The sequence below is a fragment of the Clostridium sp. TF11-13AC genome (assembly GCF_003481065.1).
GTDB classification, from domain to species: Bacteria; Bacillota; Clostridia; order Lachnospirales; family Lachnospiraceae; genus Otoolea; species Otoolea fessa.
In genome coordinates this window covers 1-24,828 of sequence record NZ_QUKJ01000001.1, presented here as the reverse complement: position 1 = coordinate 24,828, position 24,828 = coordinate 1, and the positions used below count along the sequence as shown (strand labels likewise).

24 protein-coding genes and 1 riboswitch are annotated in these 24,828 nt (G+C 49.0%); of the genes, 1 reads left to right on the top strand and 23 read right to left on the bottom strand.

The features are described 5' to 3' along the window. Nucleotides 1–67 precede the first annotated feature (67 nt). The 8 genes from DXD12_RS00120 to purE form a co-directional block, all read right to left on the bottom strand. Nucleotides 68–1,156: a DNA/RNA non-specific endonuclease gene (locus DXD12_RS00120; RefSeq protein WP_118637485.1), complete on the bottom strand. Its 1,089-nt coding sequence runs from the start codon at nt 1,154–1,156 to the stop codon at nt 68–70. Between the two features lie 165 nt (nt 1,157–1,321). Beyond that, entirely contained in the window at nt 1,322–1,777 is a 456-nt protein-coding gene (locus DXD12_RS00115; RefSeq protein ID WP_118636935.1) for a ribonuclease Z, read from the bottom strand. A gap of 36 nt (nt 1,778–1,813) precedes the next feature. Further along, on the bottom strand, nt 1,814–2,908 hold the full coding sequence (locus DXD12_RS00110; RefSeq protein WP_181986231.1) for an NlpC/P60 family protein: 1,095 nt from the start codon (nt 2,906–2,908) through the stop codon (nt 1,814–1,816). 546 nt (nt 2,909–3,454) lie between these two features. After that, entirely contained in the window at nt 3,455–3,994 is a 540-nt protein-coding gene (gene rbr, locus DXD12_RS00105; RefSeq protein WP_107000364.1) for a rubrerythrin, read from the bottom strand. A 190-nt stretch (nt 3,995–4,184) separates the two neighbouring features. Then, nucleotides 4,185–5,459, bottom strand: a complete 1,275-nt coding sequence (gene purD, locus DXD12_RS00100; protein ID WP_118636931.1) for a phosphoribosylamine--glycine ligase — start codon at nt 5,457–5,459, stop codon at nt 4,185–4,187. Nucleotides 5,460–5,469: 10 nt separating this feature from the next. Continuing rightward, a complete protein-coding gene (gene purN, locus DXD12_RS00095) occupies nt 5,470–6,063 on the bottom strand; it encodes a phosphoribosylglycinamide formyltransferase (RefSeq protein WP_107000366.1) in 594 nt (197 codons plus the stop codon). Then, the gene (gene purM / locus DXD12_RS00090; RefSeq protein ID WP_118636929.1) at nt 6,057–7,088 is read right to left on the bottom strand and encodes a phosphoribosylformylglycinamidine cyclo-ligase; all 1,032 of its coding nucleotides are present in this window, start codon (nt 7,086–7,088) and stop codon (nt 6,057–6,059) included. The genes purN and purM overlap by 7 nt, the downstream gene beginning before the upstream one ends. 38 nt (nt 7,089–7,126) lie before the next feature. Continuing rightward, nucleotides 7,127–7,639 (bottom strand): 5-(carboxyamino)imidazole ribonucleotide mutase, encoded by a 513-nt coding sequence (purE, locus tag DXD12_RS00085; RefSeq protein WP_118636927.1) that lies wholly within the window; start codon nt 7,637–7,639, stop codon nt 7,127–7,129. Between the two features lie 212 nt (nt 7,640–7,851). Between purE and DXD12_RS00080 the strand changes: the two genes are divergently transcribed. After that, on the top strand, nt 7,852–8,739 hold the full coding sequence (locus tag DXD12_RS00080; RefSeq protein ID WP_118293609.1) for an RluA family pseudouridine synthase: 888 nt from the start codon (nt 7,852–7,854) through the stop codon (nt 8,737–8,739). Here DXD12_RS00080 and DXD12_RS00075 read toward each other — a convergent pair. From DXD12_RS00075 to rpsB, 15 genes are all read right to left on the bottom strand, one after another. Continuing rightward, on the bottom strand, nt 8,736–10,127 hold the full coding sequence (locus DXD12_RS00075) for an RsmF rRNA methyltransferase first C-terminal domain-containing protein (protein WP_182456997.1): 1,392 nt from the start codon (nt 10,125–10,127) through the stop codon (nt 8,736–8,738). The two genes, DXD12_RS00080 and DXD12_RS00075, sit on opposite strands and share 4 nt — an antisense overlap. A gap of 189 nt (nt 10,128–10,316) precedes the next feature. Beyond that, nucleotides 10,317–10,544, bottom strand: coding sequence for a hypothetical protein (locus DXD12_RS00070; RefSeq protein WP_118636925.1), 228 nt, complete (start codon nt 10,542–10,544; stop codon nt 10,317–10,319). Between the two features lie 658 nt (nt 10,545–11,202). Beyond that, a complete protein-coding gene (locus tag DXD12_RS00065; RefSeq protein WP_117796331.1) occupies nt 11,203–11,859 on the bottom strand; it encodes a DUF6465 family protein in 657 nt (218 codons plus the stop codon). Between the two features lie 355 nt (nt 11,860–12,214). After that, complete coding sequence (locus tag DXD12_RS00060) at nt 12,215–13,534, bottom strand: sodium-dependent transporter (RefSeq protein WP_117796330.1); 1,320 nt, start codon at nt 13,532–13,534, stop codon at nt 12,215–12,217. Nucleotides 13,535–13,783: 249 nt separating this feature from the next. Beyond that, the gene (gene trpS, locus DXD12_RS00055; RefSeq protein ID WP_117796329.1) at nt 13,784–14,857 is read right to left on the bottom strand and encodes a tryptophan--tRNA ligase; all 1,074 of its coding nucleotides are present in this window, start codon (nt 14,855–14,857) and stop codon (nt 13,784–13,786) included. 352 nt (nt 14,858–15,209) lie between these two features. Next, nucleotides 15,210–16,277: an ABC transporter substrate-binding protein gene (locus DXD12_RS00050; protein WP_207665256.1), complete on the bottom strand. Its 1,068-nt coding sequence runs from the start codon at nt 16,275–16,277 to the stop codon at nt 15,210–15,212. A 237-nt stretch (nt 16,278–16,514) separates the two neighbouring features. Beyond that, a complete protein-coding gene (locus DXD12_RS00045; protein ID WP_118637482.1) occupies nt 16,515–17,255 on the bottom strand; it encodes an ABC transporter permease in 741 nt (246 codons plus the stop codon). A gap of 35 nt (nt 17,256–17,290) precedes the next feature. Continuing rightward, a complete protein-coding gene (locus DXD12_RS00040) occupies nt 17,291–18,043 on the bottom strand; it encodes an ABC transporter ATP-binding protein (protein WP_118636923.1) in 753 nt (250 codons plus the stop codon). Nucleotides 18,044–18,045: 2 nt separating this feature from the next. Further along, nucleotides 18,046–18,708, bottom strand: a complete 663-nt coding sequence (gene tenA / locus DXD12_RS00035; RefSeq protein ID WP_107000374.1) for a thiaminase II — start codon at nt 18,706–18,708, stop codon at nt 18,046–18,048. Beyond that, complete coding sequence (gene thiD / locus DXD12_RS00030; protein WP_118472126.1) at nt 18,705–19,514, bottom strand: bifunctional hydroxymethylpyrimidine kinase/phosphomethylpyrimidine kinase; 810 nt, start codon at nt 19,512–19,514, stop codon at nt 18,705–18,707. Before thiD ends, tenA begins: the two co-directional genes overlap by 4 nt. 182 nt (nt 19,515–19,696) lie before the next feature. Beyond that, nucleotides 19,697–20,332, bottom strand: a complete 636-nt coding sequence (thiE, locus tag DXD12_RS00025; protein WP_118472127.1) for a thiamine phosphate synthase — start codon at nt 20,330–20,332, stop codon at nt 19,697–19,699. Between the two features lie 54 nt (nt 20,333–20,386). Continuing rightward, the gene (thiM, locus tag DXD12_RS00020; RefSeq protein ID WP_117796325.1) at nt 20,387–21,208 is read right to left on the bottom strand and encodes a hydroxyethylthiazole kinase; all 822 of its coding nucleotides are present in this window, start codon (nt 21,206–21,208) and stop codon (nt 20,387–20,389) included. Further along, the gene (gene thiW, locus DXD12_RS00015) at nt 21,201–21,737 is read right to left on the bottom strand and encodes an energy coupling factor transporter S component ThiW (protein WP_117796324.1); all 537 of its coding nucleotides are present in this window, start codon (nt 21,735–21,737) and stop codon (nt 21,201–21,203) included. Before thiW ends, thiM begins: the two co-directional genes overlap by 8 nt. A gap of 393 nt (nt 21,738–22,130) precedes the next feature. Next, nucleotides 22,131–22,237, bottom strand: a riboswitch (TPP riboswitch). A gap of 457 nt (nt 22,238–22,694) precedes the next feature. Next, on the bottom strand, nt 22,695–23,627 hold the full coding sequence (gene tsf / locus DXD12_RS00010) for a translation elongation factor Ts (protein WP_022359216.1): 933 nt from the start codon (nt 23,625–23,627) through the stop codon (nt 22,695–22,697). A 124-nt stretch (nt 23,628–23,751) separates the two neighbouring features. Beyond that, nucleotides 23,752–24,483: a 30S ribosomal protein S2 gene (rpsB, locus tag DXD12_RS00005; protein WP_022359217.1), complete on the bottom strand. Its 732-nt coding sequence runs from the start codon at nt 24,481–24,483 to the stop codon at nt 23,752–23,754. Nucleotides 24,484–24,828 lie beyond the last annotated feature (345 nt).

The window sequence follows — 24,828 nt, the reverse complement described above, 5'->3', positions numbered from 1 at the left end:
TTAACCGTGTTCTCATCCGATTCTTTCCATACACAGCACAAACGAGACACTTTGCATCCCTGTTTTATCAGGGATTGCAGTTCTTACATGGTTCATATCCCTCTGCAATCACTTCATCGCGCGTACCGGTAAATTCCTGCCGGTTTGCCGCCTTCATCTGGGTGACAGATGTGCAGCTTGGAAGATGAAATTTTTTCGAGTTGGTATTGAGAATGTAGGTCTGAACCGTCGCACTGCTTCCAGAGGATCCAGCGCCGCCTCCCGACGAACCAGCTGCTCCCGATCCAGCCGATTGATTCTGGCTGCTGCCATTTCCAGCCGTTCCCTGTCCGGCTGTGCTTCCCGCACTTCCAGAACCGTCCGCCCAGCTTTCTCCTGTCGCATAATCGATCGCAATACCAGGCTGGACATTATAGACGTATACGCAGAACAGCACTCCCTCGCCCTGATCCTCGACGGATTCCGCCTCCATCAGGACGCCGGAGGAAACCAGATTATTGCCCTCAAAAACCGGCGTTACGCGGTACATGACATGGTTTCCGGTTTCTTTCACATAATCGGCTGTCAGATTTTCAAATGGCAGCATTCCCTGTACGTTCAGATAGCGGGTTCCGGTAATCAGGTTTTTGACATTAGCATTCTCCGCCGTGAGCTGGTAGCCGATCAGATGACAACGGTTATAGAGATACTTTCCATCCACATTGTCATACTTCGCCGTATGCCAGCCCGTCGGCTTGACTTCCCCGATCGAGCCGCGCTTCTCCGTCGGCATCGTGTCCTGCGAAACCGAAGCATATGCCACGCCGCAGCGCCCCAGGCTGTCCAAATCACTGTAACTCTCAAATGATACATCCGTCAGGTCCGCATCGGTAAAATACGGCACATTTCCATTGACCGCCACATACGGCTGACCGGAATATGCCGGTACATCCGCCAGATTAAATGACGTTCCCGAAGCAGAAGATACACGGTTTCCACCATTTTCTGACGATGACACCGCCTGTGAATCTCCGTCCGCACTTTCCGCCTGATTTTCCTCCGCGCTGACACTTCCGTTTCCATTCAGACTTCCCTCTGGAATCTCCTGCGCGCACGCTGAAACAGACAGCATCGCCGCTGCAGCCAGCCCCAGAAGCCACATTTTCAATTTTCTCATATGAATTTCTGCCTTTCCGTTTAAGCCTATCCCTTTCAGAGCCATGTAGATTTGTGCGTTCTGGCGCCTGATTTTCAGGTGCAGAACCGGCTCTTTTTTATATTTGACTTGTTTTTTATGTTTTTCTTACTCTTTTATATTGTACTTACTTTTTATGTATATTTTTTACCTGCGCACATACCGCTCTTCTGTGATTTTCTCATGCGAGGAACCCGCATATTCCTGCGTTTCTGCCAGCTTCCAGCTGCCCAGATCCATCTTAAAATACATATCTGCCGGATAATCCAGGTTCCAATGACAGAGAATCACTTCTTCGATCCGGCTCTCATACGGAACAACATCCTTGTCCTCGACAAAACAGTACTCTCCCGGCCCCGCCTTTTCCAAAAACGCTTCATCTGCCTGAATCTGCCCAGATTGCCCCAGTTGCCCGGATTGTTCCTGTTCTTTCGGCATATTTCCATTCACCTGTAAAAACTGTTTCTGGCTGTATGCATTCATCCACAGTTTTTTCCCACCTGTCAGCTCCATAATACGCTTTCTAAGCACGCGGTCCTGGCTCTGCCGTCTGTGATTGAACATCATGCCGTTCTGATTATCCACACATACAATTATCTTCATCTCTCTTTTTCTCCCTTTTTCTATCTGCTGTACGTTTCATGTTTCCCAAGGAATCAAAGCAAGCGTCAGCTCCTCCATCCAAGTCCGCAGATTGGGACGCCTGACTGCCAGCGTGTTGACAATCACCGATCGTACACGCACCGGCATCGTTTCTCCTTCTTTCACCAGCCTGCTCACATCGTTTATGACATAAAAATTGCCATTCTCATATCCCAGATACATCATCACATGTCCCGGAAAATATAGAAGTGTGCCCGGTTCTAATACTTTTAAAATCTGCTTTTTTTCTGAGCAGCGCCGCCCCGCCAGCTCTATTTTTCGAACTGGCATCTGCAACTGCCCGGTCGTATTGCGAGGCAGGATCCATCCAAAACAGCGGTACACTTCCCGGATATAGGAAGAACAATCCCGGCTCTCCAGCATTCCGCCCCAGCCGTAGCGGTCTCCCAGACACTTGAACGCCTGTTTAATAATCTCCTCATTTGTCAAGCTCAAATATCCCACCGATACGTCCCGGCTCATTGGAATCAATCCTTTTTGCCGGAAGAAACTGCCATCCGGAGCGCGGCATGGAAGCCAGACGATGTAATTATTCCAAGACAGTCTGTTCTGTACCCTCTGTTCTGCCTGTGCTTCTGTTGTCTCTATTAGCGCTCCTGTCCCTTTTATTCTGTTTGTTTCTATTGTTTCTTTTATCTCTGGGATTCCTTCTTCCACGCACAATTCCAACACCGTACCCATCCGAAGCCGGTATGCACTGGTTCCCGGATAGACCGCACTTGCTTCCAGCCAGACCATGTCCCCTGTCACTACTAACGGATGGATCGGAAATGCCGCCATCAGCCATTCCGCCCGGTTCCGACAGACTGCCACCGACTCTGCCGATATCCAGCCCTCGCTGCATTCATTCCGGACATACAGATAACTCTCCTCCTGCACCGAACCCAAAATCAAAAGCGGTTCCCCGACCATACAGAGACAAAGTGCTGCCTCATCCCACTCCGGATCGGATGGATCCTCCTCATCGGCTAAAAAAGTCTCCATCGGAAACTGTTTGATCAACCCCTGTGAAGTCGCGATTCCATATTTGATATGAACATTTTTATCCACGGAATTTTGAGCATCACGCACAGTCCAATTTATCCCCTGTATCCCAAATGATAAGAAATTTCCACACCATTTATCATAAACAACTCTCTCTTCTTTGGCAAAGGCTTCATTTTTCAAATCATGCATTTCCGTTCCATATGTCCGTAAAATCCGTGCATTCAAATTTTCAATTTCTTCCGGCGTCATTTTTACTGATTCTGACACATTTTCTATATCGATCCAATGCTCTGCCTGGCATTGTTCCTTCGAAACATCTGGTGCGAATGATAAAAAAGACGATCTCATACGAATCGATCCAAAACAGCCTGCTTATTTTTCGTATCTTTTATATGATGCATCTTCCTTTTTTATACACAATAAGGAATCGGCAGCACCCTCAGCTGGCGTCTCGTCGTTTTCGAAAGTGCCCCAGCTGACTGACCAGCAAATCCATCAGATCCTCGCCGTCCATGGCATATCCACTCTAACTCACATTACTTATACTCAATCACATACCAAATCCAGAACTACCTCTTGCGTCTCACATTCCCACAAAAGGCATCTGCTTCCACGATTGAGTCCCCAGATTTAGTAATTCTCCGCATGAACCTCGAAATAAGCCTGCGGATGCGCGCATACCGGACAAACTTCCGGTGCTTTCTCGCCTACTACGATATGACCGCAGTTGCGGCATTCCCATACCTTCACTTCGCTCTTCTTAAATACTTCCTGCGCTTCCACATTGTGAAGCAGGGCACGGTAGCGCTCTTCATGATGTTTTTCGATCTCCGCTACCATACGGAATTTCGCTGCCAGCTCCGGAAAGCCCTCTTCCTCAGCCGTCTTGGCAAATCCATCATACATATCTGTCCACTCATAATTCTCGCCGTCTGCAGCAGATGCCAGATTCTCTGCGGTATTTCCCAGGCCGTCTAATTCCTTAAACCACATCTTTGCGTGTTCTTTCTCATTATCTGCGGTCTTTAAAAAAAGGGCGGAAATCTGCTCAAATCCCTCTTTTTTTGCCTTGGATGCAAAATAGGTATATTTATTTCTCGCCTGTGATTCGCCGGAAAAAGCCTCCCTCAGGTTCTTTTCCGTCTGGGTTCCTGCATATTTATTAGCCATTGCGTTGTCCTCCTTTTAATTGCATGAAAACAGATCATCTTTTCTTTCTATTATATCACGATTGAATGTTTTTAATATGTTTTTCAAAAGCATTTTTTTCCAACATCCAGACAAAAACAGGGATATCAGACGTTCAAATCTGATATCCCCGTTTCTTTTCTAAATAGGAATCTACTACCTTCCGCTTCCCTTACGCCTCATCAATCGCATGCCCGATATCATGGCGCATATATTTGTTAGCGAAATTGATCCACTCGGTCGCCTTGTATGCGTTGGCGCGCGCCTCTTTCAGGTCTTTGCCCTTTGCAGTAACGCCCAGCACTCGACCGCCGTTTGTCACGATGTCGCCGTCCTCATCGAACTTCGTGCCCGCGTGGAATACATAGTAACCGTCCGTGTCTTTGAATTTCTCCAGACCGTGAATCTTGAAACCTTTTTCATATTTCACCGGATAACCATCCGACGCCAGAACAACACAAACTGCCGCATTGTCCTCAAATTCAAGCTCAATCTGATCCAGGGTTCCGTCGATACATGCCTCAAAGACTTCCACGATATCGTTCTTCATGCGCGGCAGGACAACCTGTGTCTCCGGATCGCCGAAACGCGCATTGTATTCCAGCACCTTCGGACCATCTTCGGTCAGCATCAAACCAAAGAAAATGATGCCCTTGAAGGTACGTCCTTCCTTCTTCATCGCGTCAACCGACGGCTGATAGATGTACTTTTTGCAGAATTCGTCTACTTCTTTTGTGTAGAACGGGCTTGGCGAGAAGGTTCCCATACCGCCTGTATTTAAGCCCTGATCGCCGTCCAGCGCCCGCTTGTGGTCCTGGGAGGAGGTCATAATGCGGATCGTATCGCCATCGACGAAGGAAAGGACAGAAACCTCGCGTCCTGTCATGAACTCCTCGATGACCATCTGATTGCCGGCAGAACCAAACTTCTTGTCCTCCATGATCTCCTTGACGCCTGCCTCTGCTTCCTCTAAAGTATTGCAGATCAGAACACCTTTTCCAAGTGCCAGACCATCTGCTTTCAAAACGATCGGCATCTTAGCGGTCTGTAAGTATTCCAGCGCCTTGTGCGGATCGGTAAAAGTCTCATAGGCTGCGGTCGGAATGTTGTATTTCTTCATCAGATCCTTGGAAAATGCCTTCGATCCTTCCAGAATCGCCGCATTTTTTCTCGGTCCAAATACACGCAGTCCCTGTGCCTCGAACACATCCACGATACCGCCGACCAGCGGATCGTCCATGCCAATCACGGTCAGATCAACCTCATGCTCTTTCGCAAATGCCGCCAGCTTATCAAATTCCATTGCACTGATCGGCACACACTCTGCATACTCTGAGATTCCTGCATTGCCCGGTGCACAATAAATTTTATCTACCTTCGGACTCTGAGCCACTTTCCATGCGATCGCATGCTCACGTCCGCCGCTGCCAACGATTAAAACTTTCATGTTCTTCTCCTTATATTCTTCCGTTTGCAATCGCATCGATCGCCTGCGGAAGCAGTACCCACTCTGCCTGTTCCATCACGCGCTGCTGCAGCGTCTTCGGCGTATCATCCGGCTGCACCTCTACGGCTTTCTGGAAGAGGATCGGACCAGTATCGGTTCCCTCATCCACATAGTGAACCGTCGCGCCCGTCACCTTGACGCCGCGCGCCAGTGCCGCCTCATGCACCTTCAGTCCATAATAGCCGACGCCACAGAAGGACGGAATCAGGGACGGGTGGATATTGATAATTTTATTTCTGTATGCCTCGATCATCGCCGCCGGAATCTTCACAAGAAATCCAGCCAGAACGATGAGATCCGGCTTACACGCCTTGACGGTCTCTAAAAGCGCCTCATCGAATGCATCTCGCGTCTCATACGCCTTCGGAGTCACAACAAATGCCGGGACACCGTGTTTTTTCGCACGCTCAATCGCATAAACGCCCTCATTGTTGCTGATAACCGCTGCAACCTCTGCGTTCGTGATCTTGCCGTTATCAACCGCATCCAGGATTGCCTGCAGATTTGTACCGCCGCCAGACACCATTACAACGACTCTTAGCATAATGTTACTCCCTTTTCTCCTGCCTCAATAGAACCGATGATGTACGGTGTATCGCCAGCGGACTTCATCGCCTCCATCGCACGCTCTGCATCAGCCGCATCGACTGCTACAACCATGCCGATACCCATGTTGTAGGTATTGTACATCATGTGTTCCTCGATATCGCCTTTCTTCGCCAGCATACCAAAGATCGGCGGAATCTGATAGCTGTCTTTCTTGATGACTGCGCGGACACCGTCTTTCAGCATACGCGGAACATTCTCATAGAAGCCGCCGCCTGTGATATGGCTGCACGCTTTCACAGTCACGCCTGCATTCTTCACTGCTTTCAGCGCCTTTACATAGATACGGGTCGGTGCCAGAAGTGCCTCGCCAAGCGTGGTTCCCAACTCCTCATAGTAGGTCTCCAGTCCCTCTTTGTTGAGTTCCTTCTCAAATACCTTGCGGACCAGGGAGAAACCATTGCTGTGAACGCCGGCGGATGCCATACCGATCAGTACATCACCCGGTTTCAGGTTTTCGCCGGTAATCATGTCTTTTTTATCAACCACGCCGACAGCAAAACCAGCCAGATCATAATCTTCCTCCGGCATCAGCCCCGGATGCTCAGCTGTCTCGCCGCCGATCAGAGCTGCCTCCGACTGTAAGCAGCCTTCTGCAACGCCTTTTACGATATCCGCGATCTTTTCCGGATAGTTCTTGCCGCAGGCAATATAGTCCAGGAAAAACAGCGGCTCGCCGCCTGCACATGCAATGTCGTTGACACACATCGCAACCGCGTCGATACCGATCGTGTCATGCTTGTCCATGATGATCGCCAGTTTTACCTTGGTACCACAGCCGTCCGTACCAGATAAGAGAACCGGATCTTCCATCTCTTTAATCTTTGCCAGGGAGAATGCACCGGCAAAGCCGCCCAGACCTCCCAGCACTTCCTCACGCATCGTTTTCTTTACATGCTCTTTCATCAGTTCTACCGACTTATAACCAGCCTCAATATCTACTCCGGAATTCTTGTAATCCATGGTTTTCCTCCGTATGTCCTTGTTTATATTTTTAATATTTATTTCTGTGCCAGATACTCTTTATGTCCCAGTTTCTGTAATTCCTCATCCTTACCGACCACTTCGTTCTTCATCTCCTCAGAGTATGCTTTTAATTTTGCTAAAAGCTCCGGATCGGAAGTTGCCAGAATCTTGGCTGCCAGAATACCCGCATTCTTGCCGCCGTTGATCGCTACCGTCGCAACCGGAATACCGGACGGCATCTGTACGATCGAATACAGAGAATCAACTCCGCCTAAATCCGAGGTTTTCATCGGAATACCGATCACCGGCATCGGAAACAGTGCCGCGCACATACCCGGCAGATGCGCTGCCTTACCAGCACCTGCAATGATAACCTTAAAGCCTTTCTCCTCAGCGGATTTTGCATAGTTAAAAAAGATGTCTGGCTCACGGTGTGCAGAAATGATTGTCATTTCATAATCAATCCCCATCTTGTCCAGAAAATCTGCTGCCTGTGCCATGATCGGCATGTCCGAATCGCTTCCCATTACAATTCCTACTTTTGCCATCGTTCATTCTCCTTTTCTCTGCATTGTATTTATTAGTTCTACCTATAAGTAATTTGAATAAAAACAGCCTTACTTATTAGTAATGATACTAGGTTTTTGATCGCAAGTCAATAGGGTTTCGAGAATCCTTCAAAAAATACTATGAGATTGCAGCCTCCTTGCTTTTATGTTATCCTTATTGGCATCACAATGATTACAAAGAGGTTCCCTAAATGAAACGGACATTATCATACACTATTACAAATAAAAACAAAGCTGACACCATCGGCGCCTTCCTCCGCGATGCCGGATATTCCCGCCGCATCCTCATCGAGCTCAAACAGAACCCTGAGCAGATCTGCCTGAACGGAACACCGTCCTGGCTGAATACACCGCTTCAGATCGGAGACACCCTGACGCTCTTTCTCCCGGACGAACCCGTTTCTTCAGATATTCTTCCGGTCAATCTTCCGATCGATATAGTATATGAAGACGAAGATCTCATAATACTCAACAAAGCCACCGGAATGCCTGTCCACCCGTCCCAGGGACACCATGAAAATACGCTGGCAAACGCCCTCGCGTACCGGTTTGCCTCGCGCGGCGAACATTTCGTGTTCCGTGCCGTGAACCGCTTAGACCGCGACACCACCGGTCTTCTGCTGATCGCCAAACATAAAATAAGCGGCGCATTTCTCTCCGCCATGACTGCAAAAAAAGAGATACGCCGTGAATATCTCGCGATTGTTGCCGGTAAACCAGAAGAATCCGGCACCATCGATCTGCCGATCGCCCGAAAAGATGGTTCCACCATCGAACGCTGCATCGATATGGATCATGGGGAACACGCCGTCACCCATTACCGGTGTCTCGATTACCGGGACGATCTCGGCTGCTCCCTCGTCCGGCTTCGCCTGGAAACGGGGCGCACCCACCAGATCCGGGTCCACATGAAAGCCATCGGGCACCCACTTTTAGGGGATTTTCTATACAACCCGGATTACCGCTTCATCGGACGGCAGGCGCTTCACTCCTATACGGTGGCATTCCGGCATCCGATCACAGGGGAAGCAATGGAGTTTACGGCTCCGATGCCGGAGGATTTTTCCTTCTTCTATTAATACTGCTTCCGCAGTCCCTTCGGATAATGGTTTTTCAGCGTCCCGCCGCTCTTCTTGCCCCATCCGAGCGAATACCCGTCCACACTCACAAGGCACCAGCCTTTTCCGGCGTCTTCCTCAGAAAGCTGGATCGTCTCGCCGCGCAGGTATGCCGCCGTCTCCGGCGCGTCGGCAGACAGGTTCACGTTCTGTTTTACCTCCGATGGATGCAGGGCAAGTGCCAGCGCGTGGGACGGCTCAAAACGGTTTTTCTTAAATTCTCCCATCTGAAGCCCCGGGCGAAGCACCCGCAGCCCCTTAAAATCGACCATCTCCTCCGGCGTCCGGTAAAGCTGATCGCCAAACATCGTCATCGTACTGTCCGCTGTCCATTTCTTCGGCTCAATAAATATCTCTTTGCAGAAATCCTCATAGATTGCCAGAAGCTTCTTGTCCTTCATCGAAGCCGGATATTTACGCTTCACACTCTCCGGCTCGCCCGTTTTTCGAAGAAGTGCCGCATAATGGCCTTCTCCCTCGGTCCGGTGCGGCCAGATACGGACCGTTTTCTCGATTCCATCCGTCACGCCCGCCCCCCAGGCTGGAACGCCGTGCGAAAGTCCCGGATAGTCCGGCGTTTCCTCTAGCGCAAACTCTGGATGTGCCTCTAAGAAACGTCCGATCGCCTGCTCGTCCTCCTCCGGCGCAAAAGTACAGGTGGAGTACACCAGCCGTCCGCCCGGTTTCAGCATCATCGCCGCATTTTCAAGAATCTCCTGCTGCCGCCCAGCACAGAGACGCACATTCTCCGGGCTCCATTCCGTGACCGCCGTCTCATCCTTGCGGAACATTCCCTCGCCGGAACACGGTGCATCCACGATGATCCCATCAAAAAATGCCGGAAAATACTTCGTCAGCCGCCCGGAATCTTCATTTGTCACAACCGCATTCCGGATTCCCATGCGCTCGATATTCTGCGAGAGAATCTTTGCACGCGCCGGATGGATCTCATTGCTCACCAGAAGTCCTTCTCCGCCCAGTCTCGCCGCCGCCTGCGTCGATTTTCCGCCCGGTGCCGCACAGAGATCCAGAATCATTTCCCCCGGCTGCGGGTTTAAAAGCGAAGCCGCAATCATCGCGCTCGGCTCCTGAATATAGTAAACGCCCGCATCGTGGTACGGATGACGCCCCGGACGATCCTCCGCCCCATAAGCGAATCCCTCCGCCGCCCACGCAACCGGATTCAGAGAAAATGGAGCCGTCTTAGCAAATTCAGCCGGATCCGCTTTCAGTCCGTTCACGCGCAGCCCCTGTGAGCGCTCCTTATCATAACTGGCGATAAACGCATCGTACTCCCTGCCAAGCATCTGTTTCATTCGTTCAGTAAATGCTGCTGGTAAATTTATCATAGTTTTGTATTATCCTTCTTAATCAAACATATAATTCATCTTTCCTAAATAATAATACTATTACATAAACAGCAATTCCGTCAACTATTTCTGTCTCTTCTTTCCAGTATCTTTTCCGCCCCATTTTCCCACACTATCCTCATGATTCGATGGATATTTACGTTCGTTCTCCTCCCTTTTTTTAGTTTCTCACTCACACGCGGAAGCAATCTGTTTTCCTCCAATTTTTCCAGCATCAGCATTGCACTGCACCGGCGCGGGGAATTTTTTCTCTGGTGCCTGCTCTGCGGCGGCTTTTTCTACTCCCAACTCTCCCTGTACCGCCCCCGCCAGGCAAAATGCTGCCTGCTTCTCCTCACTGCCGCTGCCCTGCTGCCCTATACTCCGGAGCACCTCCCAGTCTGTGCTATCCTTCACACGCTTCTGGCGCTGGCGGCTGCACTGTTATTTCTTTATAATCTGTTTTATTTAAGCTTGCAGTTCTATCTTTCGTCCCCAGCTCCTGCCCGTTATTCCCAAACAAACTCCCATACTGCCTTTTTCAGCAAATTGACTCACTCTTTGGATTCTCCTGCTGCCCGTGGGCGCCTCTGCCTCCTGCTTCTCTGGATTTCTTGTGTTTTCTGTCTGGACAGCTGGATTTTATCGGGAATCATCAACAGTGCCATGGAAATTTGCCTGACCTTAACCGCTGGCGTACTGTTCTGGCTGTTTTTTCCTTCATTCCGCCCTGCACCGAATCATCCGCATTCCCTTTTATGATTTTAAAACATCCCCATATCAAAATATCCACAGACCAGTGAACCGTCCGTGAGACCTGGCGCGTGATTCTGGTCAGCGAAGCTGACATATTCCATACAAAATCACTGTGCATCCTCGCGGAGCGTATTTTGTTTCATAGGACACATTTTTCTATGAAATAAAAAGCCAGTTCTATATCTCTCTTAATACACCAAAGATATAAAAACTGGCTTTTTACCATTCTTAGATTTTTATACCTGCTCCCTCATTTTAAGCAGATATGGTATGTAAACTTCCCGTCATACAGAGCCGGAAACTTCACCGAACGCCCACCTTAGTACACAATCTTGTACTCGCTGGAACCTTCTCCATTTACCACATAGTAAACGGCACGCTCTTCCGGTTTAACATACAGGGTCAGAGTCTCAATCTCGTCCTCTTTATGTCCCAGAGCTGCATATGCTTTCTTTGCTTCTGCCTCCAGCTTCTCGATAGAAATCTCAGCACCTGCGTACTGTACGTATGCAACTGTCTTTACTTCCTTTTTCTCAGCTGTCTTCTTTGCTGCAGTGGTTGTCTTTGTGGTTGTCTTTGTGGTTCTCTTTGCAGTTGTTTTCTTTACGGTCACGTCTGTCTCCTTTTTCTCTGCGGCTGCTGCCATCTCTTTCTTCTCTGCGAGGGCGGTCTCCTTCTTCTGTACCGGCGCTACGGCTGTTTCTTTCTTCTCTACATGTGCCAGTGCAGTTTCCTTTTTCGGAACGGATGCTACTGCCGTCTCTTTTTTCTCCACCGCTGCAACAGCTGTTTCCTTCTTTGCCACTTCCGCTACCGCTGTCTCTTTCTTTGCGACTGCTGCCACTGCCGTTTCTTTCTTCGCCACTTCAGCTACGGCTGTCTCTTTTTTCTCCACAACAGACGGAACCTTTTTCTCTTCCGTTGAAACAGATTTCTTTGCCGCTGTCTTGGCTAATGTTTTCTTTCTCTGAACCATATATCTCATCCTCCTTCTCTGCTTTCTCCGCAACGTCTTCCGGCTTGTGATTCTGTGCTCACTCACACGGCGCAGCTTTTCTGCCTGCGGCAATGCCTCATATCCGATTCATTCCCGACAGTCGAAGTAGGGACACCGCCTAATCACATCCTTGTCATTCTGCGGTATCCCCATAATTTAATTGTCTTATATTCAAGTTTCCCCAAGTTGTCTGTCCATTCAGATTATCACACAAATGGTCTTTTTCCGCCCTTGATCCACCGTCAAGCACATCCTATCCCTATTTCCATGACCTTGTCTGAACTTTAACAAATTATACGGCAATTTCCTGTTTTTGTCAACAAAACCGCTCTTCCTACCGAATCGCCAAGTACAAATTATAAAATCCAGTTACACTGACGATTCCCACCATAATCGGCGTCAGGAATCGGATGCAGAACACCCAGAGTTTTCCCAGACGGAATTTCGTACCGTCCGCCTCGATCTCCGCAAGCAGATACTCCGGTTTCCATTTCCAGCCTACATAGTAGCACATCGTGAGTCCACCGAGCGGCATCAGAATATTATCCGTTACCAGTCCGGCGAAATCAAAGACCGACTGATTCAGGATTGTGACATCACTCAGGACGCCGAAGGACAGCGCACTCGGAATGCCAAGCAGCGTGATCGCCGTACCAATCACAAGCGCCGCATGCTTGCGTTCCCAGCCCAGCGAATCAATCGCAAAAGAGGCACAGACTTCCAGAAGTGCGATCGCACTCGTAACGGCTGCGAAAAAAACCAGCGCAAAAAACAGGATTGCAAAGAAAGTTCCCCCCGCAATATTCGCAAATACCATCGGCAGTGTGCCGAAAATCAGTCCCGGTCCCTGTCCCGGCTCCAGACCGAAGGCAAATACTGCCGGAAAGATCGCGATACCCGCGAGAACCGCAATCACGGTGTCCAGACCACCGACGATCATACAGCTTTTTGGAATATTTTCCTTTCCACTCAGATAGCTTCCGTAGGTGATCGTGATACCCATACAGAGACTCAGGGAATAAAACACCTGTCCCAGTGCCGCGCTGACAGAAGAAAGCGTGAACGCCGAAAAATCCGGCTGGAAGATAAATAACAGTCCTTTCGAAGCTCCCGGAAGCGTCACGCTTCTGAAAATGATGACAAATAACAGAACCAGAAGCATCGGCATCATCAATTTGCTCGCTTTCTCAATGCCATTGATGCCAAAATAGCAGACAGCTATAGTCGCTGCCATAAATACAATATGCCAGATCACCGGCTCGCTGCTGCCGATAAAGGCGTTAAAATCCGGCGCTGCCGCCGTCGTCACATAGCTGGCAATATACTTTAAAATCCAGCCGCCGATGACGCTGTAATAACTCAAAATAATAAACGCCGCCAGTACGCCGAATATACCGACAATCCGTGCGTGCGGATGAATGTCCGCATATGCCTGCACCGGATCATGCCGCGTCTTCCGTCCCAGGGACATTTCCGTGATCATAACCGGAAGTCCGAGAACGACGATAAAAAACAGATACGCAACCAGAAATGGAAATCCACCGTTCTTTCCCATCAGATATGGAAATTTCCACAGATTTCCCAATCCAATCGCCGCCCCAGCCGTCGCCATAATAAAGCCCAGCTTACTCGCCCATTGTTTGTTTTTACTCATGTGTAGCCCTCTTAGTATTCTTTCATTTCATATTTGATATAGCCTTGCGTTATAACGCAATACAGATTATTATATCGAATTTTAGGGACTATGTAAACCGTTTTTAAGTGGGAATCACGCAAAAAAGTCTGTCCCCCGACACCTTTCCCATGCCAAAAGACAGACTTTTCTCTATTTCTTAATTCAATTCATTTCCGGCAGCACACTCCCGGCATTTCAGAAAGCCGCGCCGAATTTCCACTTTTTATCTTAGTCCTCGATCGTATCAATCAGGCTGTCATCATCAAAGTAATTGATCCGCATCGAAGCCTTCACATCGCGAAGTGTCTCAGCAGCCTTCGCCTCTGCTGCCTTGCTTCCCTCTTTCAGAATGTCAAATACATCCGGGATTCTCTTCTCCCATTCCTGGCGTCTCGCGCGGATCGGAGCCAGTTCAGCCTGCATGACGTTGTTTAAGAATTTCTTCACCTTCACATCGCCCAGACCACCTCTCTGGTAATGCGCTTTCAGCTCGTCCAGGTTCTGGTAATCCGGCAGGAACTCTGCAAAATACTCCGGACGGCAGAATGCATCCAGATAGATGAAGACCGGATTGCCCTCGACTTTACCCGGATCCTCGACACGCAGGTGATTTGGATCTGTAAACATGGACATGATCTTCTTCTTCACATCTGCTTCCGAATCAGAAAGGTAGATGCAGTTTCCAAGCGATTTGCTCATCTTTGCCTTTCCATCGATACCCGGCAGACGCAGACACGCCTTGTTGGACGGAAGCAGGATCTCCGGTTCCGTCAGGGTCTCGCCGTACACGCTGTTGAATTTATGGACGATCTCCTTGCACTGCTCTAACATCGGCATCTGATCCTCTCCAACCGGAACGGTCGTCGCGCGGAATGCAGTGATATCCGCCGCCTGGCTAATCGGATAAGTAAAGAATCCAACCGGGATGCTTGCCTCAAAATTACGCATCTGAATCTCCGCTTTTACGGTAGGATTTCGCTGTACACGGGATACCGTAACCAGGTTCATATAGTAGAAAGTAAGCTCTGTCAGCTCCGGCACCATCGACTGAATAAAGATGGTGGATTTCTCCGGGTCAATTCCACAAGCCAGATAGTCCAGGGCAACCTGCAGAATATTTTTACGCACCTTTTCCGGGTGATCGGCATTGTCCGTCAGTGCCTGCGCATCGGCAATCATAATATAGATCTCGTCGAATTTGCCGGAATTCTGAAGTCTCACTCTCTCGCTCAGAGAGCCAACATAATGTCCGACATGTAAGCGTCCTGTAGGACGATCGCCGGTTAAAATAATTTTCTTCATCTATTTGTTTCCCCTTCCATTCTGGTGTTTTTTCTTTAATGGATTTTTGCGCGTGACTGTTAAGGTACTGAACAGTTACGAAAATATTATATATCCTGGCTGGCAGACTGTCAACATTCTGAGACTCCATCTTCCCCAGTAACGGAATTTGCCGTGGCTTCGCATTTAAATACGGCAAATTCCTGCTGCCACCACGTTTTCTCACGGCACTTTCGGTTCCAAAAGTGCCTACCCGTGAACAGTAACTCTGTTACCATTCTTGTCTTGCATATATATGTTAAACACCAGAATTTCCAGTTCCGGAAATTTACTTGCTCTGCGCAAACAGCCAGTCTCTGACTACTTCTGGCTCTTACTCCTGCAGGTTTACCATCACATCCGAAACATCCACTTTCTTATCGATCAGCCCGCTCTCGCTCATCCAGTCGATGTTTTCCTGCCAGCACTCTTCGGTCTGGGTCAAAAACGGAACCTCATCGCTCTCCATGAGCGGCAGAAGTGTCTCACAGGACTTCTCCTCCACGCTCTGGGTCAGAGGGAAGTTTTCCTCATTCTGATTATTCATCAGGATTGCCAGGCAGCCATTCGGATCGTTCTTAAAGTCTTCAAAGCCCTTCTTCGATGCGCGTAAGAATCCTTCCAGAACTTCCGGCTCCTGCTGGATCATTTCGTTGTTGGCAAGGAATACTTCCTCATAATAATTCGGGATTCCATATCCAGCTGCCATGAAGTAGTTGACATCAAAGCCCTCTTCCTCCATCTGCGGAACCTCATGGTTAACAAGGCATCCGATCGTCGCATCCACATTGCCGGTCGTCATAGAACTCATCAATTCAAATCCGACATCGATCAGGTTTACATCCGATGCATCCGCTCCCACATATTCCATCATGCTCTTGACAACCGCCTCGCTGAGTGCTGTTCCGCCGTAACCAACGGTTTTTCCAACCAGATTTTCCGGTCCTGTGATATTCTTATCCTTTAAAGAAAGAACGACACTTAACGGGGACTGCACGATCGCACCGATGGATTTGATCTTCGTTCCCTGATTGGCAACCGCCTGGATCACATCCTGCTGATAGTACATGCCGATCTCCGCCTTTCCAGCCGCTACCAGTGATAACGCATCGTTCGCATTGGCCGGAAAACGCACATTCACATCCAGTCCTTCTTCCGCATAATAACCGCGCTCGATCGCCGTATAAATAAAAGTATGGATCGCATTCGGATACCAGTCAAGAACCACATTGATCTCTTTAAGATCCTGACTTTTTCCATCTTCCGAGGCCTGTTTCGCATCCGTGCCCTCTGCCTGAGCAGCTGTCTCACTCTTTTCGCTGGCCGTTCCACATCCGCCAAGTGTCATCATTCCCATCACTGCTGCCATCACTGCGGCAGCCATTCTCATTCGTTTTTTCATCTCATATCCTTTCAGTTTTACAAATTTCCGTCTATATTTCCCTATCACTTATCTATTTTCCAGTTTTTTTTGCATATGACTTGCTGGATTCACATACCAATCTCAACGATCTGGACTTCTTCACGAGTAGCTCTTTTTGTGAATACACTTTTTTCGGCCTGCAGCACACATTTCAAAAATACAGACTTTTCAATATCCGCACACATACTTCAAAATTTCATCCTATACCACAATTCCCTACTCATTCCTCCAGAAAATCATCCGCTTTTCAAGCAGCGAGACAACCCACGTTGCCGCCATCGCCACTACCGATAAGAGCAGAATCGGTGCAAATACACCGGCTCCATCTAACTGGGTCATCATTCTCCGGCTGAAATATCCGAGTCCGCTCTGGGCGCCCAGCCATTCTCCAATCGCCGCTCCGATGATCGACAGCGGTACCGCCATCTTGATCGCTGAAAAAAAGTACGGAAGCGTCGCCGGAATCTTTAATTTCAAAAAAATCTGACGCTTATCCGCGCCAAATGTAAACAAAAGTTCTTCCATTTCCGTCTTCACCGACCGGAACCCGTCAAATACCGTGATCGTGATCGGGAAAAACGTAATCAGCACCGTTACCAGCACCTTGCTCCAGATCGTGTAGCCAAACCAGAGGACAAACAGCGGTGCCAGCGCCGTCGTCGGAATCGTCTGCGAGGCGATGATCAGCGGATACAGCGCCTTTCTTGCCGTCTCACTGGCATCCATCAGCACAGCCAGTCCCACGCCCAGCACGATCGAGATCAAAAGTCCAATCACGACTACCGACATCGTCGCCGGCAGATGTGCCGTAAATAATGGACCCCGAAGTTCCCACAGCCGTACAACCACCTGAACCGGAGACGGGAGAATATAGGCCGCATCAATCCCCATAGCCGCCGCCTGCCATGCAAACAGAAGCACCGCCACCAGAATCAGAGCTGGAAGATTCGCATTCATCCGGCTTTCCATTTTATTTGTTTCTTTCTGTTCCATCACACCTTCTCCTTCTTAAGCATTCCGATGAGTTCTTCCTTTAAGGACAGAATTTCCGGTCTGCGAAGCTCTTCCCGGGATCGCGGATATCCCGCCGGAACCTCGATGGAGCGCAGATGTGTGATCGGTGACTGTTCCACCACGAGAATCCGGCTGGACAGAAACACCGCTTCTTCCACATCATGCGTGATGAAAAGAACCGTCTTTTTCTCCTTCTCCCACTGTTCCAGAAGCCACTCCCGCATAGACAGTCTTGTCAGATAATCCAGGGCAGAAAACGGCTCATCCAAAAGCAGAAGGTCTGAACCCGTCAGAACCGTTCTCGCAAAGGCGGCTCTCTGGCGCATACCGCCGGAAAGCTCTTTCGGCGTCTTATCTCCCCAGTCTGCAAGTCCAACCGATTGAAGCGCATCATCCGCTTTTTTCTGCATCTGTTCCTTCGAATATCCGCCCTGAATCTCCATCGGAAGCATCAGATTCTCCCGCACGGTACGCCATGGAAACAGCAGATCCTGCTGCGGCATATATCCACAGTAATTTTTCTTCGTTTCGATCGATTCCCCATCCACCCGGATCACACCGGAAGCCGGGGTAAGAAGTTTATTTACCAGCCGGAAGATCGTACTTTTTCCACAGCCGGAAGCGCCGATGATGGACACAAACTCCCCATCCTGGACTTCAAACGACAGATGGTCAATGATCGAAAAATCCTCTACCGCATATTGGAAACGCACGTTGTCAAATGTAAGCATATTTACCGCCTCATTTCCCACGCCATATCCCAGAATGCCGCTTCATAGCGGGAGCAGGCCACAAAAATATCCACCAGATGTTTCTTTTGTTTCTCAGACAGATCCTCTGCCAGACGGTTCATCCACTCTACAAGGACTTCATTTTCCTTGTGGTAAGACTCGGAAGCGTATCCCCGGATCCACTCCCCATAAAATGGATGTTTGTCGGCATCCGGTCTGTCTGCTGCGATTTTCTTCGCAATCCATTCATAGCTGAGGGCGCAGGACAATATCGCTGCTGCCGCCTCCGGCGCGCCCCCCTCATAAGCGATGCGAAGCATATAAGAAGTATAAGAAAGGTTATCCAGAGCGACCGGCGTCTGTTCCGCCTCTTCTCTGGTTATCCCCAAACGTTCCATGTAAGCACGGTGAATATCCATCTCCCCATCCAGAATCGAGTGGGTATATCCGGCAAACAGGCGCATAAATGCGAGATCCGTTGATTTTGCCGCCCCGATGGAAAACACCTTTGTGTAATCAATCAGATACAGATAATCCTGTATCATATAATATTTGAATTTATCATGATCCAGACTGCCGTCCGCAATGCCTTTTACGAACGGTTTTTCATTGTAACCAGCCCAGATCTCCTTTGTGGCTTCCAAAAGCCTCTCTGTCATTGTCATACGCGTTCCTCCGCAAATCCTTTTCCCCGGAAATCAAATCCGTGATCCATCGGACCGGATCCTTTGCCGAGATCCAGCATCGCTCCCAGTGCGCCGGAAATATATGCCTTGGCACGTTCCACCGCGGTGTCGAGATCATAGCCCTTCGCCAGATTGGATGCAATCGCGCTGGACAGGGTGCAGCCCGTCCCATGGGTATTGGAATTGTGGATGCGTTTTCCGTTAAACCAACGGTATCCGCCGTCCCGGTATAAAAGATCGTTGGCATCATTTAACTGATGTCCGCCCTTGCAGAGAACCTCACAATGGTACGTTTCACTGATCCATTTTGCTGCCGCAATCATATCGTCGGCAGACTTAATTTTCATTCCCGATAAGACCTCCGCCTCCGGAATGTTCGGTGTCAGAACCGCCGCTAATGGAAAAAGCGATTCTTTCAAGGTGTCGATAGCGTCGTCGCCGATTAACTTTGCTCCGCTCGTCGCCACCATAACCGGGTCCACAACAATGTTTTCTGCCTGGTACTCACAAAGCTTCTTCGCAATCGACTTGATCAGTCCGGTTGATGAAACCATGCCGATCTTTACCGCATCCGGACGAATATCCGTAAATACGCTGTCAATCTGCTGTTCCAGAAATTCCGGGGTTACCTCAAAAATCCCCTGGACGCCGGTTGTGTTCTGGGCCGTCAGCGCCGTGATCGCACTCATTCCATATACTCCATTGGCGATCATCGTCTTTAAATCGGCCTGGATACCGGCGCCTCCGCTGCAATCACTTCCAGCGATTGTTAATGCTGTCTTCATAATTAACTCCTTTCAGGCATCAATAACTTTTATAAGGCGACACAAGGTGGTGCCCCCAATGTGCCGCCATAAAAAACCTTTTGCAAAGTTTCTTACCATTTTTTAATGAAGCTTTTTTCACAAGCTTTTTCTTATAAACTTTTTCATGCCATTTTTTTGACAAAATGACAACGTTTTCATCTTTACAGAACCTTTTTTACAGCTTCCTTCAGTTCTTCTGCTGCCTTTTCAATATCATCGGCCGCAAACAGGGCGCTGACCACTGCAATGCCGTCCACACCTGTTCCTTTTAACAGCTCCAGATGTTCTTTATTCAGTCCGCCGATCGCAACAACCGGAATATCGACTGCCTGACAGATCTTGGCAAGCATCCCCGGCGTCACGGCATCGGCGTCCTTTTTGGTTCCCGTCGGATAGATGGCTCCGACTCCCAGATAATCCGCCCCATGCTTTTTCGCAAGAAGCGCCTGTTCTACATTTTTGCAGGAAACGCCGATGATCTTATCTGGTCCCAGCTTTTCCCGGACCTTTCCCGCTTCCATATCGCTCTGTCCCACATGGACGCCGTCCGCATCCACCGCCAGGGCAATCTCCACGTTGTCATTGATCACAAACGGAACCTGATACTTTCTGCAAAGCATTTTAAGCTTCTTTGCCTCCTCCAGAAACTCCGCCTCGTCAAGCTCCTTTTCTCTCAGCTGGACAAACGTCGCCCCGCCCTTCAAAGCTTTCTCAACCTGACTCTCCAGAGTTTCCCCCTTCAACCATGCGCGGTCTGTCACCGCGTAAAGCAGCATATCTTCCGGTCTGCAGTTCATCTGCATTTCCTCCTTCTCTCGGCTGTTCTTATAAAAACAGACACTAAAGTTCTATTATCTTACTTCAAATTTTGCTCCGGCCTCCAGCGCTTCTCCGTTCATGCGATAAATAGCATCAATGATATAATTCCGGTAGGTTGCATTGCCGTCCAGTTCACTTAAACGGGCGTATGCCGTCTCCCCGGCCAGTCCCATCGCGCAGACTGCCGCAGCAGCTGCCTCAAGCGGCTGTTCCTGGTTGGCTGTCACAAAGGCCGCCGTCAGAGCCGAGAGCTGACAGCCGGTTCCCGTGATGGAAGACATCTCTGGACGACCGTTGTAAATGCAGTATGCCTTCTCCGCATCCGCCACAATGTCGATCGCACCGGTGATCGCAACGACCGCATTCATCTTTCCGGCAAATGCCTTCGCAAAAGCTGCCGCCTCGTCCAGGTTTTCCTTCGTCACCCGGTCTGCCAGATCGGCATCCACGCCCTTCGTCGTTCCATTTCCAAGTGCCAGTGTCTTGATCTCCGAAATATTCCCGCGGATCACGGTAAACCTGACTTCCTTTAAAAGCTGATTGGCGGTCTCTGTTCTGAGTTTCGACGCACCGGCGCCTACCGGGTCTAAAACTACCGGATGACCCAGCTCATTTGCCCGCTTTCCCGCAAGCAGCATGGATTCGATGGTCCGGCTGTTTAATGTGCCGATATTGATATTCAGTCCGCCGCAGATGGTCTGGATATCCGAAACTTCGTCCTTATCATCCGCCATGATCGGGGACGCGCCGCATGCGAGTACCACGTTGGCACAGTCATTGACAGTCACGTAGTTCGTGATGTTGTGGATTAACGGGCATTTTTCTCTTACATTATCAAATATTTCTTTAAACATGTGCTGGCTTCTCCTCTCTCAGTGCTTCCTGCATTCCTGCTAAAATATTGGCTTTCTTTAAACTTAAAATCAGAACCGCGCTTATGATCGCGCCTCCCGCGGTCGAGATCAAAAACGGAACCACATAGGCATAGACAGCCAGTCCCGCCGCGCTCTTTCCCATCAGGAAAACCGCCACCGGATATGCCGCAAATCCGCCCAGAATGGACGTTCCAAGCACCTCACCGATCAAAGTTGCGAACACACTCTGCGTTTTCTTGTAAACCAGTCCGCAGATCAGGGCGCCAAACATACTGCCCGGAAATGCCATCAGGCTTCCAAGTCCTAACAGATTTCGGATCAGCGCTGCTGCAAAGGCCGCTCCCAGTCCATAGCCCGGTCCCAGAAGAACGGCACACAGGATATTTACCATATGCTGTACCGGGGAACACTTGCTTCCGAACACCGGAACGGAAAATAAACTTCCTACGACGGCAACGGCACAGAATACAGCCGCAATCGCCAGTTTTTTCGTGTTTGTCTTATTCATTTTTCTTCTCCTTCTTTGAAAATTTGCAACTGTTCTGTTTCTTTGATATTCTTGAACAGTTACGAACAATTTACGTTTTCTGCATGAAATTCGGTCGATACTCTCTGGTATCCTCTCACGCCGGAACACGGCTTCCCATCGCTGCCTACAAAGCCCAGGGCGCTCCCCCTCAGCTCGCCGCACACATGCGGAATACGTTCCCCCTTTCAAAGAATTTAATTTTAAAAGAATGTGCCCTGGCACATTCCCGCGCCGAGCGCGGTTGCTTGCGACATGATTCCCTTCCGCCGCAGTGCGATCCCGCCCGATAGGACTTTTTATATAACAGGAAATTTCAACGGATTTTCCTGTTATATGAAAAAACAGGAGATACCCCTGCGGATATCTCCTGTAAAAATTCATCTCATGACTTCCTACGACGGCATTATCCGCATCAGGTTAAAGGGTCGAAGTTCGATTACTTCCTCTCAGCCCGCCAACGAGCTCCCCTGTTTTTATCAAATTTGCAATGTTTCCCTGCTGAACCATCGCCAGACTTATTATAGCGCATCTGGCGAAATTTTCAAGTGCGACTTTCTGGTGCACTTTTATCCCCTATCCTTTCACGATCAAGGTCAGCGTAAGCGCCCGCCAGATTCCGGTGAGTCCCATAATGCCACCCAAAAGAATCGCTAATGGGATCCTGAGACCGGTAAATGTAATGCTGAGCAGACTGCAAAGGTGCGTCTGCAATCAGCTGAGGCGTTCCATTCGTGTTATTACACAAATCCCCCAAAACCTATACACAATTCACTACACACTTTTTTACACAATTCGCATAAGAAGATATAATAAATTGCAACAAGTTATATAAAAAAGTATCAAAAAACAGTACACAAAAAAGTGCTGAAACCCTACATAAATACTGGGGTTCAGCACTTTCTAATAAGTTATATGAAGTTACAACAAGTAGTTCGCTTACTGTCCCATCTGCTTTGCAACTTCCTCTGCAAAGTTCTCTTCCTTCTTTTCGATACCTTCGCCAGTCTCGAAACGAACGAACTTCTTAACAGTGATCTTCGCGCCATTCTCTTTAGCAACCTGAGCTACATACTGAGCTACGCTCTGCTTGCCATCCTCAGCCTTAACATATACCTGATCCAGAAGGCAGATCTCTTTGAGCTCTTTCTTAATACGCCCCATAACCATACCGTTGATGATCTTGTCGTTTGCATCCGGCTTCTCGTTCTTAGCCGCTACAGTCAGGATCTCTTTCTCTTTTGCGATGTAATCTGCATCTACTTCGCTGTCGTTGGTGTACAGCGGTTTCAGAGCTGCAGCCTGCATAGCTACGTTCTTAGCCATCTCTTTGATTGCATCGTTTACAACGTCAGTCTCAACGTCTACCAGAACGCCGATCTTGCCGCCTGCATGGATGTAGGAAGCAACGAAACCATTCTCCTCAGCTAACTGAGCAAAACGACGGATCTTCATGTTCTCGCCGATGATGGAGATCTGGGAAGACAGAGCCTCTGCAACTGTCAGGGACGGATCCTTTGCCCATTTTTCAGCCAGGAATGCGTCAATATCTGCTGCGCTTGTGTTCAGCGCCTGCTCAGCAACATCAGATACATAGTTCTGGAACTTCTCGTTCTTAGCTACGAAGTCTGTCTCTGCGTTTACTTCTACTACAACTGCCTTCTTTTCATCAGCGGTAACCTTAGTCATAACGATACCCTCTGCTGCAATACGGCCAGCTTTCTTGGTAGCGCCTGCAAGTCCTTTTTCTCTCAGGAACTCAACAGCTTTGTCCATGTCGCCATCTGTAGCTGCAAGAGCTTTCTTACAGTCCATCATACCAGCGCCTGTCATTTCACGTAACTCTTTTACCATTGCGGCTGTAACTGCCATCTTAAATCCCTCCGTGTATATAAATTCAGGTACACGTTCGTATACCCGCGCGGAGCACGCTTTTATGCGGAAAACCGCGGCGTGCTCCTGGTCTTTTGGTTTCAGTTTTTAATTTTGGGGTTAATTAAGCCTCTGTAGCCTCTGCTTCGCCCTCTGCTGCAGCTGCCTCAGCCTCGCCCTGCTTAGCTTCGATAACAGCGTCTGCCATTCTGGAAACGATCAGTTTTACGGCACGGATAGCATCATCGTTACCCGGGATTACATAATCCAGCTCTTCCGGATCACAGTTGGTATCGATGATACCGATCAGCGGAATACCCAGAGTATGAGCCTCCTGTACGCAGATTCTTTCCTTCTTCGGATCTACTACGAAGATAGCATCCGGGATCTTCTTCATATCTTTGATACCGCCCAGGTTCTTCTCCAGCTTCTCCCACTCTTTTTTCAGCTCGATAACTTCTTTCTTCGGCAGAACGTCGAAAGTTCCGTCCTCAGACATAGCCTCGATCTGTTTTAATCTAGCGATACGGCTCTGGATGGTCTTGAAGTTTGTCAGCATACCGCCTAACCATCTCTCGTTTACATAGAACATACCACATCTCTCAGCCTCGGTCTTGATAGCGTCCTGAGCCTGCTTCTTTGTACCAACGAACAGGATTGTGCCGCCGTCTGCTGCGATATCGGATACTGCCTTGTAAGCCTCATCTACTTTACCTACAGATTTCTGAAGGTCGATGATGTGGATACCATTTCTCTCGGTGTAGATGTACGGAGCCATTTTCGGGTTCCATCTTCTGGTCTGGTGTCCAAAATGTACACCTGCTTCGAGTAACTGCTTCATTGAAATAACGCTCATGTTTCTTTCCTCCAATTTTGGTTTTTCTTCCGCCGTCTTCTCATGCTTTCCGCGGGGACTCATAATGAGCACCGTCCTGCGCAAATCCGACCGGCGTGAATTTTCAGCCTTTATACTATATCACAGGCAAAGTATACATGCAAGTGGAAATTAAAAAAATCACGCATTTTCCTTCATTTTTCTTCGTTTCTTGAATTTCTTCCAGCAAGCATATACGGAATGATAATACAAAGCCTTCAGTAAAAACTTTTAGCAATTCTATGTAAATTAAAAGCGGGCTCCGAAAACCTCGGAACCCGCATAAATCCTAGAAATAAAAAAGAGCGCGAGACGGGACTCGAACCC

What these genes read in the sequence shown, in the direction of transcription:
- DXD12_RS00120 (WP_118637485.1), bottom strand. Translation starts at nt 1,156, where the DNA reads ATGAGAAAATTGAAAATGTGGCTTCTGGGGCTGGCTGCAGCGGCGATG.
- DXD12_RS00115 (WP_118636935.1), bottom strand. Translation starts at nt 1,777, where the DNA reads ATGAAGATAATTGTATGTGTGGATAATCAGAACGGCATGATGTTCAAT.
- rbr (WP_107000364.1), bottom strand. Translation starts at nt 3,994, where the DNA reads ATGGCTAATAAATATGCAGGAACCCAGACGGAAAAGAACCTGAGGGAG.
- purD (WP_118636931.1), bottom strand. Translation starts at nt 5,459, where the DNA reads ATGAAAGTTTTAATCGTTGGCAGCGGCGGACGTGAGCATGCGATCGCA.
- purN (WP_107000366.1), bottom strand. Translation starts at nt 6,063, where the DNA reads ATGCTAAGAGTCGTTGTAATGGTGTCTGGCGGCGGTACAAATCTGCAG.
- purM (WP_118636929.1), bottom strand. Translation starts at nt 7,088, where the DNA reads ATGGATTACAAGAATTCCGGAGTAGATATTGAGGCTGGTTATAAGTCG.
- purE (WP_118636927.1), bottom strand. Translation starts at nt 7,639, where the DNA reads ATGGCAAAAGTAGGAATTGTAATGGGAAGCGATTCGGACATGCCGATC.
- DXD12_RS00080 (WP_118293609.1), top strand. Translation starts at nt 7,852, where the DNA reads ATGAAACGGACATTATCATACACTATTACAAATAAAAACAAAGCTGAC.
- DXD12_RS00075 (WP_182456997.1), bottom strand. Translation starts at nt 10,127, where the DNA reads ATGATAAATTTACCAGCAGCATTTACTGAACGAATGAAACAGATGCTT.
- DXD12_RS00065 (WP_117796331.1), bottom strand. Translation starts at nt 11,859, where the DNA reads ATGGTTCAGAGAAAGAAAACATTAGCCAAGACAGCGGCAAAGAAATCT.
- DXD12_RS00060 (WP_117796330.1), bottom strand. Translation starts at nt 13,534, where the DNA reads ATGAGTAAAAACAAACAATGGGCGAGTAAGCTGGGCTTTATTATGGCG.
- trpS (WP_117796329.1), bottom strand. Translation starts at nt 14,857, where the DNA reads ATGAAGAAAATTATTTTAACCGGCGATCGTCCTACAGGACGCTTACAT.
- DXD12_RS00050 (WP_207665256.1), bottom strand. Translation starts at nt 16,277, where the DNA reads ATGAAAAAACGAATGAGAATGGCTGCCGCAGTGATGGCAGCAGTGATG.
- DXD12_RS00045 (WP_118637482.1), bottom strand. Translation starts at nt 17,255, where the DNA reads ATGAATGCGAATCTTCCAGCTCTGATTCTGGTGGCGGTGCTTCTGTTT.
- DXD12_RS00040 (WP_118636923.1), bottom strand. Translation starts at nt 18,043, where the DNA reads ATGCTTACATTTGACAACGTGCGTTTCCAATATGCGGTAGAGGATTTT.
- tenA (WP_107000374.1), bottom strand. Translation starts at nt 18,708, where the DNA reads ATGACAATGACAGAGAGGCTTTTGGAAGCCACAAAGGAGATCTGGGCT.
- thiD (WP_118472126.1), bottom strand. Translation starts at nt 19,514, where the DNA reads ATGAAGACAGCATTAACAATCGCTGGAAGTGATTGCAGCGGAGGCGCC.
- thiE (WP_118472127.1), bottom strand. Translation starts at nt 20,332, where the DNA reads ATGAACTGCAGACCGGAAGATATGCTGCTTTACGCGGTGACAGACCGC.
- thiM (WP_117796325.1), bottom strand. Translation starts at nt 21,208, where the DNA reads ATGTTTAAAGAAATATTTGATAATGTAAGAGAAAAATGCCCGTTAATC.
- thiW (WP_117796324.1), bottom strand. Translation starts at nt 21,737, where the DNA reads ATGAATAAGACAAACACGAAAAAACTGGCGATTGCGGCTGTATTCTGT.
- tsf (WP_022359216.1), bottom strand. Translation starts at nt 23,627, where the DNA reads ATGGCAGTTACAGCCGCAATGGTAAAAGAGTTACGTGAAATGACAGGC.
- rpsB (WP_022359217.1), bottom strand. Translation starts at nt 24,483, where the DNA reads ATGAGCGTTATTTCAATGAAGCAGTTACTCGAAGCAGGTGTACATTTT.